The organism is Streptomyces sp. BB1-1-1, assembly GCF_031597775.1.
In the GTDB taxonomy this organism is placed as follows: domain Bacteria; phylum Actinomycetota; class Actinomycetes; order Streptomycetales; family Streptomycetaceae; genus Streptomyces; species Streptomyces thinghirensis.
On record NZ_CP134203.1, the window covers coordinates 3,140,106 to 3,154,445 of the forward strand.

The window sequence follows — 14,340 nt, forward strand, 5'->3', positions numbered from 1 at the left end:
GGAGTCCTTTCAACAACCCAGAATTCCCGCAAGGGCAGCGGGCATCGTCTCCGGGGTCAGGGCACCCAGGGAACGGCGGGAGGCTACATGGAACAGGCCCTCAACAAGCGGCAGCAGGCCGTGCTCGGCTGGGTGGGCCAGGGGTGTCCCGACGGAGTCTGGCCGGACAGCACGTACAAGACCAGCGGACAAGCCCTGCAGAACCGAGGGCTCATCAAAGTCACCAAACGCCGCGGGCATTGGAGCGCCCACCTCACCGAGAAGGGGCGGCAGCATCTCATCGAACGCGGCATCTGCCCCGTGGAGCAGAGCACCCGACCGCCGGAGCGCCCCGCCCGAGAACCGGCACCGCCGCGCCCCCGAGCCGTGCCGAAGGCCCTTGCGAACTACGCGGACCAGCTACTCGATGAACTGGCGGTTGCGAACGACGGCTGTCTCATCAAGCCCATCGAATCCGGCCCGCACGCGGTGAATTGGGCGTCACGGGTCAACGCCGCCCGCAAGTCCGGCAAGATCCCCCACACGCAGGAACTCCACGGATACCGCACCCACCGCGGCTACGAGATCAAGCTGTTCGACATCCCTGCCTGGCGCCTCGCGGAACTCACCCCGCTCCCTGTGCCGGCCAGACTCACCAAACCCCATGCCGTCGTGGCCGCCCTCCAAAAGCAGCCGCAGCCCATGGGCCTGACCAAACCCCTCCAGGGCCGAGCCCTGCGCATCATCCAAACCCTCATCGCCGCCACCACAGCCCAAGGCCACAAGGCATCGCTCGGAACCACACAAGGCGCGCCCCCGCCCCATCGGCGCCGCAAGGCACCACCGCACTTCTCCATCTCTGCCCAAGGCGAAAGTGTCGGATTCCTCGTCCTCCAAGAACAGGACCGCAGCGAACACGTCCCCACAGACAAGGAACTCGCCGACGCCAAGAAGTACTCATGGATGCGTATCCCCCGCTTCGACTACACCCCCTCCAGCCGCCTACGCTTCATACTCCGCGGCGGCAGCCCGCACCGTGCAAGCGAATGGGCAGATCTCCCCGAGCGGCCTCTGGAAGAACAACTCGCCGAGATCGTGCAGGAGGTCGGACTCCGCGGCGAGGCTGCAGAACGCAAACGCCTTGCAGACCAGCAAGCCAGAGAGGTACAGCAAAAGCGCTGGGAAGCCGCCATGCAGGAAGCCCACGCCGCCTACGCCCACGCCTACCGCGTCAAACGCCTCGGAGAACAGGCAGACACCTGGTACCAGGCCAGCCGCCTGACTGAATACGTCGCAGCAGTAGGCGTCCATGCCACATCACTTCCGCCCGGGCAGGAGCGCACCGAGGTCGAGGCGTGGCTCGCGTTCGCGGATGCGCACCTCCAAAACCTCACCGAATCGGCCTCAGCGCCGAAACTGCCCACGCCGCCGAAACCCAGCGGCGACGACCTCAAGCCCTTCCTCGGTCACTGGAGCCCCTACGGACCCCGCTCCTACTGAGCCGGACCAAGGGAAGTCACACCGCCACGAGCCGGACCCGCTCGCCGCACAGCTTAGCCATGTCGTCAATATCGGAAGTCAGCATGACCACGGGGCGGTGCTGTCGCAGCGCGGCCTCGGCGACGGCCGCATCGATCGCGTACTTGTGCCCGTGCAACCCGGCATTCATCAGCAACTTCGAGGCAGCCCTCGCCTCCTCGTCACCGACCGGGACGACCCGCAGCCCGGAAAGCACCCAGTTCAGGCGTGACTTGTTCGTACGGGCGTGGACGGCCTCGATGATGGTGAGCGCACTGATCACGACCTCCATGCCACGCGAGCGCGCCTCAGCGATCAGAGCCACCACCTGCTCGTCGTCAGCGAGCAGCTTCGAGAGCCCCTCGCTGTCGAGGACCAGGGTCCCCTCGTGACTCAGCCGGCGGCGGGCCACTCGGCCTCCTCGGCGAACACCTCGTCGAAGACCTGCCGCGCCCGCTGACGAGCCGGCTCGGCGACCGGCCCCTTGCGGCTCTCGTAGTCCGCCAGGTACTCGTCCAGGACCTGCCCGCGCAGCTCACGCTCGACCGCCTCGGCGATGAACGCGGAGAACTCCCGCTTGCCCACCCGAGCCCGGATCGCCTCCGCGGTCCCCTCCGGCAGCGACAAGCTCACCCGCGTCGCCGGCCCTTCCCCGATGCTGTACGTCGCCTCAGCCATGCCCCCGATTGTGTCAAACGAGTAGGAAAAGCGCCACGTCCGCACTACCTTCACAGCTCGGTCAGCGCCCCGCTCACACAGATCCCAGCACGGGCACCCCCATCCCATCCCAACACGATCCCAGCACGGTACGAATGACCAGGGATGACGACAGGTGACGAGGGATCAGCTATCCCAGCACCATCCCAGCACGGGAAAAAACAAAGGGCCCGACTCCGAAGAGTCGGACCCCATCTGACCTGCACGTTTGCCAGATCAGCGACGTGGTGTTATGTCACCCGTCACACATTGAAGCGGAACTCCACGACGTCCCCGTCCTGCATCACATAGTCCTTGCCCTCCATGCGCGCCTTGCCCTTGGCGCGGGCCTCGGCGACCGAGCCGGTGGTCACCAGGTCGTCGTAGGAGATGACCTCGGCCTTGATGAAGCCCTTCTGGAAGTCGGTGTGGATGACACCGGCGGCCTCGGGGGCGGTGGCGCCCTTGTTGATGGTCCAGGCGCGGGATTCCTTGGGGCCGGCGGTCAGGTAGGTCTGCAGGCCGAGGGTGCGGAAGCCGACGTGGGCGAGGGTGGCGAGGCCGGGCTCCTCCTGGCCGACGGACTGGAGGAGCTCCAGGGCCTCGTCCTCGTCCAGCTCGGCGAGGTCCGCCTCCAGCTTGGCGTTGAGGAAGATCGCCTCGGCGGGGGCGACCAGGGCGCGCTGCTCGTTCTTGAAGTCCTCGTCCGTCAGCTCGTCCTCGTCGACGTTGAAGACGTAGAGGAAGGGCTTGGTGGTGAGGAGGTGCAGGTCGTGGAGGAGCTCGGCGCGCTCGCTGCCCTGGAGGATGCCGTGCGCGAAGAGCGTGTCGCCCTTCTCCAGGATCTCCTTGGCCTCCTCGACCGCCTTGACCTTGGGCGCCACGTCCTTCTTGATCCGGGACTCCTTCTGGAGGCGCGGGAGGACCTTCTCGATGGTCTGGAGGTCGGCGAGGATCAGCTCGGTGTTGATCGTCTCGATGTCGTCCTTGGGCGAGACCTTGCCGTCGACGTGGACGACGTTCTCGTCCTTGAAGGCGCGGATGACCTGGCAGATCGCGTCGGACTCGCGGATGTTGGCGAGGAACTTGTTGCCCAGGCCCTCGCCCTCGCTCGCGCCGCGCACGATGCCCGCGATGTCGACGAAGTCGACCGTCGCCGGGAGGACCTTGTCCGAGGAGAAGATCTCGGCCAGCTTCGTCAGGCGGGGGTCGGGGACGCCCACGACGCCGACGTTGGGCTCGATCGTGGCGAACGGGTAGTTGGCCGCCAGCACGTCGTTCTTGGTCAGGGCGTTGAACAGGGTCGACTTGCCGACATTGGGCAGACCGACGATTCCGATCGTGAGCGACACGTTGCGACTTCCCGTACGTGAGGATGCGGAGGGGTGGAGGGGGTTGGGCGGGCCAGGCAGGGCCGATCCACCAGTCTACGGGGTGGCCGGTACCGGACCCGCGCGGTGTCGAACGCTCGGCCAAGCTCGGACCGACGGCGTGTCTGTCGGGCTATTCGGCACATAAACCGACCTAAGTTGGTCCAGTGGAGCAACACAGGACGCGACCTGCGCAGTACGGACCGCGACGGGGCCGGGCGCCGCTGCCCCCGCAGGGGCGGGGAGCGGGCGGCGCCGCGGTCGGGCGGGCCGTCGCGCGCCCGGTCGGACCGGGTGCGGGCGGCGCTCCGCGCAGGCCGGCCACGGGACGGCCGCCGGTGCGCTCCGGTGCGCCGGCGGAGCGGTCCGGGCCGCCGGTGGTGCGGGCGCCGCGTGCCCTGCGCGGGATGCCCAACCCGCGGCTGACCGGGCTGGGCAGCGGCCTGTTCTGCGCGGCGGTGATGCTGGTGCTCGGCTTCCTCGACCAGTTGCTGTTCGGCGCGTCCCTGACGGTGTACGGCGTGCTGTTCCTGCCGGTGTGCCTGCTCACCGCGCTCTGGGTGCGCAGGGGCGATCTGCTGACCGCCCCCGTCGTCGTGCCGATCGCCTTCGCCGTGGGCCTGGTGACCGTCGCCGAGAGCGGCAAGGGGGTGGGAGGGCGGCTGATGGGGCTCGTCACCGCCCTGGCCACGGAGGCGGGCTGGCTGTACGGCGGGACGCTGGTCGCGGGGTCGACCGTGATCGTCCGGAGGGTCCGGCTGCTGCGGCGCCGCCGTCGGGCCGCCGTCCGGGAGCGTACGGCCGCGTGACGGCAGGTTCAGCCGAGACCGGCAGGCTCAGTCCGTGGCCGGAACTCAGCCGAGACCGGCAGCTTCAGTCCGTGGCCGGAACTCAGCCGAGACCGGCAGCTTCAGCCCGAGACCGGCAGGCTCAGCCCGAAGCCGACAGCTTCAGCCCACGACCGGGGCTCAGCCCGAGACCGGCAGGCCCAGCCCGCGACCGACAGCTTCACCCGCGCGACCGAAGCTCAGCCCACGACCCACAGCTTCACCCCACGACCGGCCGGCCGTTTCCCTCCGCCGCCCGCATCGCCGCCCCCACGATCCCGGCGTTGTTCTGGAGCTGCGCGGGGACGATCTCGGCCTGGACGCCCTCGATGTAGTGCAGGAACTTGTGCGCCTTGCGGCTGACCCCGCCGCCGATGACGAACAGCTCGGGTGAGAACAGCATCTCGACGTGGGCGAGATAGCGCTGCACCCGGTGGGCCCAGTGCTCCCAGGACAGGTCGTGGTCCTCCTTGACCTTGCTGGAGGCGCGTTTCTCCGCGTCGTGTCCGTCCAGCTCCAGGTGGCCCAGCTCGCTGTTCGGGACGAGGACGCCGTCGGTGAAGACGGCGCTGCCGATGCCGGTGCCGAAGGTGAGCAGGACGACCGTGCCCTTCCGGTCGCGGCCGGCGCCGAAGTGCATCTCGGCGACGCCCGCCGCGTCCGCGTCGTTGACGACCGTCACGTCGAGCCCGCCGAGCCGCTCACTGAACAGGGCGCGCGCGTCCGTGTCGACCCAGCTCTTGTCGACGTTGGCCGCCGTGCGGACCATCGCGCCGCCCGTGACCACGCCCGGGAAGGTGAGTCCGACCGGCCCGGTCCAGCCGAAGTGCTCGACGACCTGCTTCACCCCGTCGGCCACGCCGTCGGGGGTCGCCGGGTGCGGGGTCAGTACCTTGCAGCGCTCCTGGGCCAGGTCGCCCCTGTCGAGGTCCACAGGGGCGCCCTTGATCCCGGATCCGCCGATGTCCACGCCGAAGATCTGCATGGCACCACGTTACGACGGACGACTGACGGTCACGCCCCGGCCGTACCGGAGCCGCCCCGCTCCGCCACCAGGGAAGCCGCCTCCTCGCGCAGGTCGCGGCGGAGCTCCTTGGGCAGCGAGAAGATGATCGACTCCTCGGCGGCCTTGACGATCTCCACGTCCTCGAAGCCGCGCTGCGACAGCCACTCCAGGACCTGCTCGACCAGCACGTCCGGGACGGAGGCGCCGGAGGTGACGCCGACCGTGGTGACGCCCTCCAGCCAGGACTCGTCGATCTCGTCGGCGAAGTCCACCAGGTACGCCTCGCGGGAGCCGGCCTGCTTGGCGACCTCGACGAGGCGCTTGGAGTTGGAGGAGTTGCGCGAGCCGACCACGATCACCAGCTCGGCCTCGGCGCCCATCTGCTTCACGGCGAGCTGGCGGTTCTGCGTGGCGTAGCAGATGTCGTCGCTCGGCGGGGAGATGAGCTGCGGGAACTTGTCCTTGAGCGCGTCGACGGTCTCCATGGTCTCGTCGACGGAGAGGGTGGTCTGGGAGAGCCAGACGACCTTGGACGGGTCGCGGACCTCGACCTTCGCGACGTCCTCGGGACCGTCGACGAGCTGGATGTGGTCGGGGGCCTCGCCGGAGGTGCCGATGACCTCCTCGTGGCCCTCATGGCCGATCAGGAGGATGTCGTAGTCGTCGCTCGCGAAGCGGACGGCTTCCTTGTGCACCTTGGTGACGAGCGGGCAGGTGGCGTCGATGGTGGCGAGCTTGCCGCGTTCGGCCTCCTCATGGACGACGGGGGCCACGCCGTGCGCGGAGAACATGACGATGTTCCCCTCGGGGACCTCCTCCGTCTGCTCGACGAAGATGGCGCCCTTCTTCTCCAGGGTCTGGACGACGTACTTGTTGTGGACGATCTCGTGCCGGACGTAGACGGGAGCTCCGTACTGCTCCAGGGCTTTCTCGACGGCGATCACGGCGCGGTCCACACCCGCGCAGTAGCCACGGGGGGCGGCGAGCAGGACACGGCGGCCAGGCGAAGCAGTCATGGCACCCATCGTAAGGCCGCGTTCGGCGGGTCAAAGATCGCGTGGGTACGACGTCGCCCGGGAGACTGACGGGGACGTTGAAGTGGACGTTGAAGTGGACGCTGACGGGAACGTTCCGAGGCACAGTCCGATGCGCTGGCGGAGGCACGATGTCCGAGACCGGTACGGCGGCCCAGGGGGCCGGTGAGGAACACCAGCTGAAGCGCAGCCTGGGCTTCAGGGACCTGGTCGTCTACGGGCTCCTGTTCATCGCGCCGATGGCGCCGGTCGGCGTGTTCGGCACGCTGGACGCCAAGTCGCACGGCGCGGTGGCTCTGGTGTACGTCGTCGCCACGATCGCGATGGCGTTCACCGCGTTCAGCTACGCGCAGATGGTGCGGGTGGTCCCCCAGGCGGGGTCGGTTTTCGCGTACGCGCGCGCGGGGCTCGGCAACGGGGCCGGGTTCGTCGCCGGCTGGATGGCGATGCTGGACTACGTCCTCATCCCGGCGGTGGCGTATCTCTTCTCCGGCATCGCGATGGAGGCGCTGGTTCCGGAGGTGTCGCGGTGGGTGTGGACGGCGATCGCGGTGGTCGTCACGACGCTGCTGAACCTGTGGGGGGTGCGCGCGGCGGCCCGGGTGGGCTTCCTGGTGCTCGCCATGGAGATTGTGGTGCTGCTCGTGTTCGTGGTGGCGGCGAGCGTCGTCCTCGCGCGCGACGGGGCCGAGCGCGGCTGGCTGTCGCCGCTGTCCGGGGACGGCACGCAGGGGGCGTTCGCGCTGTCGGCGGTGGTCGGCGCGGTGTCGGTCGCGGTGCTGTCGTACCTGGGTTTCGACGCGATCGCGACCTTCGCGGAGGAGGTCACCGGCGGCTCGGCGAAGGTCGCGCGTGCGCTGCTGTTCTGCCTGGCGCTGGCGGGCGTGCTGTTCGTGGCGCAGACGTATCTGGTGGCGCTGCTGGAGCCGGTGTCCTCCGCCCAGCTCGCGGCGGAGCCGGAACGGCAGGGGTCGGCGTTCTACGACGCCGTGGACGCGTCGGTCGGAACGTGGCTGCACGACCTGGTGGCGGTGAGCAAGGCGATCGGCGCGGCGTTCGCGGCGCTGGCCGGACAGGCGGCGGCCGGGCGGCTGCTGTTCGCGATGGGCCGCGACCGGCGGCTGCCGAAGGTGCTGTCGCGGACGGACTCCGGGGTGCCGCGCGTGGCGCTGCTGGTCTCCGCCGTGATCACCATGGTGGCGGCGGTGTGGGCGGCCCGTCGGGACGACGGTCTCGACCATCTGGTGTCGGTGGTCGACGTCGGCGCGCTGACCGCGTTCACGCTGCTTCACGTGAGCGTGGTGGGCTGGTTCGTCGTCCGGCGCCTCGGTGACACGGTGAGCTGGTGGCGCCACGCGCTGATTCCGGCGCTGGGGGCGGCGATCACCATCGCGGTGATCGTGGAGGCGTCGTGGACCGCGCAGGTGGTCGGGGCGATCTGGCTGGCGGTGGGGTTGGTGGTACTGGCGGTGCAGGCGCGCGGGAGGCGCTCGGTGGGGGCGTGAGGCGGGTTCGCCGGGCCCGGCGAAGGGCGCTGCGTGCCGGGGTGGGTTGTCACACCCGGCCGTTACGCTCGGGCGCATGGCTGTTAACTCGACTCCCGAAAGCCCGCTGCCCGTGGGTGAGGTGTCCCGGCTGATCGGGGGCTGGATCGACCGGCTCGGCGCGGTGTGGGTCGAGGGGCAGATCACGCAGTTGTCGCGGCGGCCGGGTGCCGGTGTCGTGTTCCTGACGCTGCGCGACCCGTCGCACGACATCTCCGTGAGCGTGACCTGCTACCGGCAGGTGTTCGACGCGGTGGCGGACGTGGTGGGCGAGGGCGCGCGCGTCGTCGTGCACGCCAAGCCGGAGTGGTACGCGCCGCGCGGGCAGCTGTCGCTGCGGGCCGCCGAGATCAAGCCGGTGGGTGTCGGGGAGCTGCTCGCGCGCCTGGAGCAGCTGAAGAAGGCACTCGCGCGCGAGGGGCTGTTCGCGCCGGAGCGGAAGAAGACGCTGCCGTTCCTGCCGCAGCTGATCGGCCTGGTGTGCGGGCGGGCGTCGGCGGCCGAGCGGGACGTCCTGGAGAACGCCCGGCGCCGCTGGCCCGCCGTCCGCTTCGAGGTGCGCAACGTCCCCGTGCAGGGCGTGCACGCCGTGCCGCAGGTGGTGCAGGCGGTGAAGGAGCTGGACGCGATGGACGACGTGGACGTGATCGTCGTCGCGCGGGGTGGCGGCAGCGTGGAGGATCTGCTGCCGTTCTCCGACGAGCAGCTGATCCGGGCGGTCGCCGCCTGCCGTACGCCGGTCGTCTCGGCGATCGGCCACGAGCCGGACAATCCGCTCCTCGACCATGTCGCCGACCTGCGCGCCTCCACGCCGACCGACGCCGCGAAGAAGGTCGTACCGGACGTCGGCGAGGAGTACGAGCGGGTGCGCCAGCTCCGGGACCGTGCGCGCCGCTGTGTGGCGGCGTACGTCGACCGCGAGGAGCGGGGGCTGGCCCACGCGCTGGCCCGGCCGTCGATACAGGATCCGCACCGGATGATCGACGAGCGGGCCGAGCAGGTCACGGCCCTGCTGGAGAGGGGCCGCCGCACGCTGCGGCACCACCTCGACCGGGCCGACTCCGAGCTGACGCACACGCACGCGCGCGTGGTGGCCCTCTCCCCCGCCGCGACCCTGAAGCGCGGGTACGCCGTGCTGCAGCGGGCCGACGGCCACGCCGTCCGTGACCCGGGCGAGGTGGAGCCGGGCGAAACGCTGCGCGCACGCGTCGCCGAGGGCGATTTCTCCGTACGAGTCGAGGCATAGGGTGGGTGGATGACCAGCGAGGTGGAGCAGCCGACGGCCGTGTCCGAGGCGCTCGGGTACGAGCAGGCGAGGGACGAGCTGATCGAGGTCGTACGGCGGCTGGAGGCCGGCGGCACGACGCTGGAGGAGTCCCTCGCCCTGTGGGAGCGGGGCGAGGAGCTGGCGAAGGTCTGCCGCCGCTGGCTGGACGGCGCCCGGGCCCGCCTCGACGCGGCGCTGGCCGAGGAGGCCGGGGCGGAGGACGAGGACGGCTAGCCGCGCCCGCGCGGAGACGGGCGGGCTACTTCCCGCTGTCCTCGGCGAGGGTGTGCGCGACGAGCGCGTTGGCGTGTCCGTGGCCCAGTGAGTGCTCGGACTTGAGCCAGGCGACGAGCTCCATGTGCTTGGTGAGCGGCGAGGAGCGGATCAGTTCCTTCCACTCCGCGACCGGGCGGCCGTACTTCTTCTCGATCGACGGGAAGTAGGAGGCGGGGCCCTTTACGGTGCTGTCGGTCGTCATGTCAGTGCGCTCCATCGGTGTGTGGCGGCGGTGCGGTCCCCTCTTTCGACCGCTGGCGGCAGGCGAAGTGGTCGCCCGGCACGCGTGATTCGCGTCACTCGATCCTGAGTGAGGCGAAGCGGGGCCACGGCCCGTCCGGCCCGCTGTTGCGCACGCTGAGCGCAAAGCCTCCGGCCCCCTCCGCCGCTCGCCGCCAGTCGGCACGGACCGTCATGCAGGGTCGGCCGTCGATGGTCACCCGCACCCGCTCGGGCGTCACCGCGACGGTGATCCTGTGCGTGCCGGAGGGGTCGAGCCGGCAGGACGGCCGCTCGTCCGTGCCGCCCGAGTCGGGTGCGGTGAGGCTCGCGGTGTTGCGGCCGACCGAGAGCGCCACCGGATGCTCGCTGTCGGACCGTACGGTGATGCCGACGCCATTGGTGGTACCCCGCAGTCCGCGGGCCGTGGCCTCGACGCGGTAGGTGGTCCAGTCGGCGGTGGCGACGGGGCGGTATGCGGCCGAGACGTAGTCCGTGCCGCGCGGGCGGCTGCCCTCGCCGGTGAGCGCCCCCAGGCCGACCGGCTCCCCGTCGCCGGTCACACGCCAGTGTCCCGGGTGGGACAGCGGCCGCTCGACGCCGGACGGCGCCACCGGGGCCCAGCGGGCGAGTTCCCGCAGCAGGCCGGCCGGTGTGGTGTCCCGGGTCACCCCGAGTCGCTGCACCTGCCCGGCGGCGGCCGCTCGCCGGCCCGGGGGCAGCGGCCGGTCCGCGCTGTTGGTGAGGGTCGCCGTGAAACGGTCCCGCAGCAGTGTCCGCAGGGCGTCGGCCCCGCGCCGGCCGAGGTTGGACTCGCCCATCCGCTCCGAGAAGGGGTAGGCGAACAGCTCCGGCCGGGGCAGACCGTGCTCCGTGAGGTCGCGGACCGACTGGTCCAGGTCTGCCGCGATACGGCGCCGGTACTCGTCCCGGGTCTCGACGCGCCCCTCGTCGGTCAGCCACAACCGGTTCGTGAACGCCGATCGCTCGTGCCCGGCGGAGTCCACCGGGACACGTTCGTGACTGAGGTGGGTGTGGGCCTGGAAGTCCCAGCGCCCGGACCGTGCCATCCGTTCGACCTCGGCCCAGGAGAGGTAGTACGGCCGGTGGGTGCCCACCTGCCCGGTGATCAGGTAGGCCGCGGCCGTCATCCCGTACCTGGCCAGGATCCGGTCGGCGTGCACCCACAGCCCGTGTGTGCCGTCGTCGAAGGTGAGGTAGACGGTGCGCGGCGCGGGTGTGCGGCCGGTGCGCAGGAAGTCGGTGAACTCCCGGGTGGAGAGCGTGCGGTAACCCGCCTCGCGCAGGGCGCGCAGCTGGGCGTCGAAGTGCGCCGGGGAGACGGTGTACCGGCTGCGGTCGTCGGGGCCGATGTCGTGGTAGGCGAGGACGACCGGCGCGCTCCCGGCGGGGGCCGCCCCGGCGTCGACGCCGGCGGCGCCGGGCGCGGGCGGGGGCGCCGCCTGGTGGGCCACCGCCCGGCGGAAGGCGTCGTACTGCCAGGCGGCGGTGAAGGGCAGCGCGACCACGGCCAGTGCGAGCAGCCCGAGGGCGGCGCGCAGCAGCGGTCGTCGCCCTTGCCGGTCTCCACGGGCGTCGTCGCGCTTCACAGCGGCCGTCCTCGGGAGACGACGAACAGGTAGACCAGCACGATGACGGCGAACGTGACGCCGACTGCGAGAGCACGGCCCACCCCGTGCAGAAGGCTTCTCATGCGGCACTCCTCGACCAGACGTTGCGGCGCAGGGTGAGCAGGGCGTACGGCAGCAGCCAGGCCAGTACGCAGCAGGACAGCAGGCTCATCAGGGGGCGGCAGCGCCAGGCCCGGTCGCCGGGGTGGTCGAGCCGGTAGGCGATGCCCCAGACGCATCCCTTGAGGACGACCCCGCACAGGTACAGCAGGGTCAGCAGGCCGGCCAGGTGCAGCGGCGCCCACACCAGGTGCCGTACGACCAGCACCGGCGCCGCGATCACCCACAGGGCGTGCCCGTAGAAGAGCGCGGCGGCGGCCGGACCCCGGCGCCACATGAAGCGGCCGGTGAAGAACAGGTTCCGGATGAAGCTCTTCTTCCAGCGGATCTGCTGCCGCAGGAAGGAGGCGGGCCGGGACGGCACCCGGGTCCACACGCGGGCGGCGCGGCTGTAGCCGACCTCCCAGCGCAGCTCGGGGTAGTCGTGCTCGCGGACGAACGGGGAGTCGGCGTGCCGGTCCTTGAGCGCGCGGCCGTGCCAGGCCTGGCCGAGGACGTAGCCGGTGAGCTGACGGTCGGTGGCGAAGCGGAAGGGGGCGCCGAGGAAACGGTCCTCGGCCCAGGCGGGCAGGTAGTTGTAGATCGCCTCGCGGCGGAACGCGGCGAGCGGTCCGGAGACGCAGGACACCGAGCCGAAGGCGGCCTCGGCTGCCTTGGTGATGCGGAACTGGCCCTCGTACCAGACGTCCTGGACCCGGGCCAGCAGTCCGGCGTCGGTGTTGAGCGCCCGACAGTGGCCGCTGACCGCGCCCAGTTCCGGGTGCCGGGCCATGGCGTTGACGCAGTGCCGTACGGCGTCCGGTGCGACGACGCAGTCGGAGTCGGTGAACAGCAGGACGTCCCCGTCGGCGACGGCACAGGCGCGCACGAGCGCCCCCTTCTTGCCGAGGTTCTCCTCCAGCCGGATGAGGGTGAGCGGCAGTTCCCCGGCGAGACGGCGCAGTACGTCCGCCGTGCCGTCGTCGGAGGCGTCGTCGACCACGACGAGCTGGAGGTCCGGGTAGTCGACGGCGGCCATGGAACGCACACAGGCCTCGATGTGCGCGCGTTCGTTGCGCACGGCCAGCAGGAAGCTCACCCGGGGCTGTGCCGGGAGGGCCGGGAACGCCTGGGCGTGGCGCGGGCGTCGGCGCAGGGGGCGTACGGCCGGGTCGTCGTAGCGGCTGTAGGCGAGGTGGAGGAGGCAGATCGTGCCGGCCAGGACGGTCAGGCCGTAGAGGGTCAGCAGGTCGAAGCCGTGGGGCAGGCGGACCGCACGGCGGGCCAGGAGCAGCAGCAGGGGCAGCAGCGCCACGAGGGTCAGCAGCCGCACGACGTCGCGGCGGACGCCGGGTTCCAGGGCGTCCAGCCGGGTGCCCAGCAGGTGGCGGACGCCGGTACGGAGCGGGGAGGCGGCCGGTGCGCGGCCCGGGCGGAGGACGGTCATGCGGTGACCTCGGCCTCGGCCGTGACCGCGGCCCGGGTAGCCGCCAGGGCTCCGCGCTGGCGGGTGTCCAGGAGGGGCGGGGAGCCGGCGGCGCGGAGCCACTCCAGGTCGTGCACGGGGTGGACGGTGTGCAGGACGACCAGGTCCCAGGGGCTGGTGTGGGGGTCCGGCACATGGTGCAGCGTGCCCGCGCCGACGCGGACCGACGGCACCAGGGGGTCGCAGTACGCGACGTCCGCGCCGGCCGCGGTGAGCCGGTCGATGATCTCCAGCGCGGGGCTCTCCCGTACGTCCGCCACGCCCTCCTTGTAGGCGACGCCGATCAGCAGCACCCGGGCGCCCGGCGCGGGGACGGCGGACCTCGCGAGCAGTTCCAGGGCCCGTTCGGTGATCCGCCCGGGGCGGCCGGTGTTGGCGGCCAGCGCGGTCGCCGTCACCGGGGCCTGCTGGCGGACCTTGCCCAGCTGCCACAGCAGGTAGTGGGGGTCGCAGGGAATGCAGTGACCGCCCACCCCGGGCCCCGGGTAGAACGGCATGAATCCGTACGGTTTGGTCGCCGCCGCCTCGATGACCGGGACGGGGGCGAGGCCCAGGACGTGGCAGGCGTCGGCCAGTTCGTTGGCCAGGGCGATGTTGACGGCGCGGTAGGTGTTCTCCCAGAGCTTCGCCATCTCGGCGGTCTCAGGGTCGGCGACGGTCCGGATGCCGGAGGCCGTCGGCGCCAGCAGGGCGGCAGCGGCCCGGGTGCTGCGCGGGCCCGCGCCGCCGACCAGGCGCGGGGTGCGTTCGGGGGTGTGCTGTTCGTTGCCGGGGTCGATGCGTTCGGGGGCGAAGGCCACGTACACGTCCTCATCGGCGGCGAGTCCGCGGGCGCGCAGCGGTTCGACGAGCAGGTCCCGGGTGGTGCCCACGTAGCTGGTGGAGGTGAGCACGATCAGCTGCCCGGGCACGGCGTGTTCCACCACCGAGGCGCAGGCGGCGGACAGTGCGGTGAGATCGGGTTCGCGCCGGGCGTCGACGGGGGTGGGCACGCAGACGACCACGGCGTCCGCGGTTCCCACGGCCGTGGCGTCGGAGGCGAGCCGGAAGCCGTCGCCTGCCGAGGCGACGGCGAGCTGGGCGTGGTGCAGCGGGAGCAGGTCCACGGCTCCCCGGGCGATCGCCCCCAGCCGGGCCGGGTCGTTGTCGATGCCGATGACCGTCGCGCCCGCGTCCGAGAGCGCGAGTGCGGTGGGCAGTCCTACGTAGCCGAGTCCTACGACCGCGACGGTGAGTCCGGCTACATCACCATGTGACATGAATTTCACGTCGTCATATAGGCGTACTTCCCACGCACCCCGCCTGTCCGACACGCCTGGCGCCGCGGCGCACCGGCCCTCTTCACCCCTGCGGCTCACCCCTGCGGCCGTGTGAAGCGGATCACCGCG

14 protein-coding genes are annotated in these 14,340 nt (G+C 71.3%); 5 read left to right on the forward strand and 9 right to left on the reverse strand.

Features of this window, described 5'->3' with window-relative positions:
• Positions 1 to 87 precede the first annotated feature (87 nt).
• Positions 88 to 1,479 (forward strand): hypothetical protein, encoded by a 1,392-nt coding sequence (locus RI578_RS14305; RefSeq protein WP_310871453.1) that lies wholly within the window; start codon positions 88 to 90, stop codon positions 1,477 to 1,479.
• 16 nt (positions 1,480 to 1,495) lie between these two features.
• Here RI578_RS14305 and RI578_RS14310 read toward each other — a convergent pair whose 3' ends face one another.
• From RI578_RS14310 to ychF, 3 genes are all read right to left on the reverse strand, one after another.
• Entirely contained in the window at positions 1,496 to 1,909 is a 414-nt protein-coding gene (locus RI578_RS14310) for a PIN domain-containing protein (protein WP_081551890.1), read from the reverse strand.
• Entirely contained in the window at positions 1,891 to 2,175 is a 285-nt protein-coding gene (locus RI578_RS14315; RefSeq protein ID WP_310871454.1) for a hypothetical protein, read from the reverse strand. The genes RI578_RS14310 and RI578_RS14315 overlap by 19 nt, the downstream gene beginning before the upstream one ends.
• A 281-nt stretch (positions 2,176 to 2,456) precedes the next feature.
• Positions 2,457 to 3,545 (reverse strand): redox-regulated ATPase YchF, encoded by a 1,089-nt coding sequence (gene ychF / locus RI578_RS14320; RefSeq protein ID WP_310871455.1) that lies wholly within the window; start codon positions 3,543 to 3,545, stop codon positions 2,457 to 2,459.
• Positions 3,546 to 3,730: 185 nt separating this feature from the next.
• Here ychF and RI578_RS14325 point away from each other — a divergent pair, with 185 nt between their 5' ends.
• Entirely contained in the window at positions 3,731 to 4,372 is a 642-nt protein-coding gene (locus RI578_RS14325; RefSeq protein WP_310871456.1) for a DUF6542 domain-containing protein, read from the forward strand.
• Positions 4,373 to 4,610: 238 nt separating this feature from the next.
• Here RI578_RS14325 and ppgK read toward each other — a convergent pair whose 3' ends face one another.
• Positions 4,611 to 5,375: a polyphosphate--glucose phosphotransferase gene (gene ppgK, locus RI578_RS14330; protein ID WP_310871457.1), complete on the reverse strand. Its 765-nt coding sequence runs from the start codon at positions 5,373 to 5,375 to the stop codon at positions 4,611 to 4,613.
• Between the two features lie 29 nt (positions 5,376 to 5,404).
• The gene (locus tag RI578_RS14335; RefSeq protein WP_210964216.1) at positions 5,405 to 6,421 is read right to left on the reverse strand and encodes a 4-hydroxy-3-methylbut-2-enyl diphosphate reductase; all 1,017 of its coding nucleotides are present in this window, start codon (positions 6,419 to 6,421) and stop codon (positions 5,405 to 5,407) included.
• 140 nt (positions 6,422 to 6,561) lie between these two features.
• Here RI578_RS14335 and RI578_RS14340 point away from each other — a divergent pair, with 140 nt between their 5' ends.
• From RI578_RS14340 to RI578_RS14350, 3 genes are all read left to right on the forward strand, one after another.
• Positions 6,562 to 7,935, forward strand: coding sequence for an APC family permease (locus tag RI578_RS14340; protein ID WP_310871458.1), 1,374 nt, complete (start codon positions 6,562 to 6,564; stop codon positions 7,933 to 7,935).
• A 76-nt stretch (positions 7,936 to 8,011) separates the two neighbouring features.
• Entirely contained in the window at positions 8,012 to 9,220 is a 1,209-nt protein-coding gene (gene xseA, locus RI578_RS14345; protein WP_310871459.1) for an exodeoxyribonuclease VII large subunit, read from the forward strand.
• Positions 9,221 to 9,229: 9 nt separating this feature from the next.
• Positions 9,230 to 9,475, forward strand: coding sequence for an exodeoxyribonuclease VII small subunit (locus RI578_RS14350; RefSeq protein WP_121748993.1), 246 nt, complete (start codon positions 9,230 to 9,232; stop codon positions 9,473 to 9,475).
• A gap of 25 nt (positions 9,476 to 9,500) precedes the next feature.
• On the opposite strand, the gene RI578_RS14355 is transcribed toward RI578_RS14350, so the two are convergent.
• From RI578_RS14355 to RI578_RS14370, 4 genes are all read right to left on the reverse strand, one after another.
• Positions 9,501 to 9,719, reverse strand: coding sequence for a DUF4287 domain-containing protein (locus RI578_RS14355; RefSeq protein ID WP_310871460.1), 219 nt, complete (start codon positions 9,717 to 9,719; stop codon positions 9,501 to 9,503).
• Between the two features lie 94 nt (positions 9,720 to 9,813).
• Positions 9,814 to 11,346 carry a polysaccharide deacetylase family protein gene (locus RI578_RS14360; protein ID WP_310871461.1) on the reverse strand — a complete coding sequence of 511 codons (1,533 nt, stop codon included), beginning with the start codon at positions 11,344 to 11,346 and terminating at the stop codon, positions 9,814 to 9,816.
• A 100-nt stretch (positions 11,347 to 11,446) separates the two neighbouring features.
• Complete coding sequence (locus RI578_RS14365; protein WP_310871462.1) at positions 11,447 to 12,913, reverse strand: glycosyltransferase; 1,467 nt, start codon at positions 12,911 to 12,913, stop codon at positions 11,447 to 11,449.
• Positions 12,910 to 14,211, reverse strand: a complete 1,302-nt coding sequence (locus RI578_RS14370) for a nucleotide sugar dehydrogenase (RefSeq protein WP_310871463.1) — start codon at positions 14,209 to 14,211, stop codon at positions 12,910 to 12,912. The genes RI578_RS14365 and RI578_RS14370 overlap by 4 nt, the downstream gene beginning before the upstream one ends.
• Positions 14,212 to 14,340 lie beyond the last annotated feature (129 nt).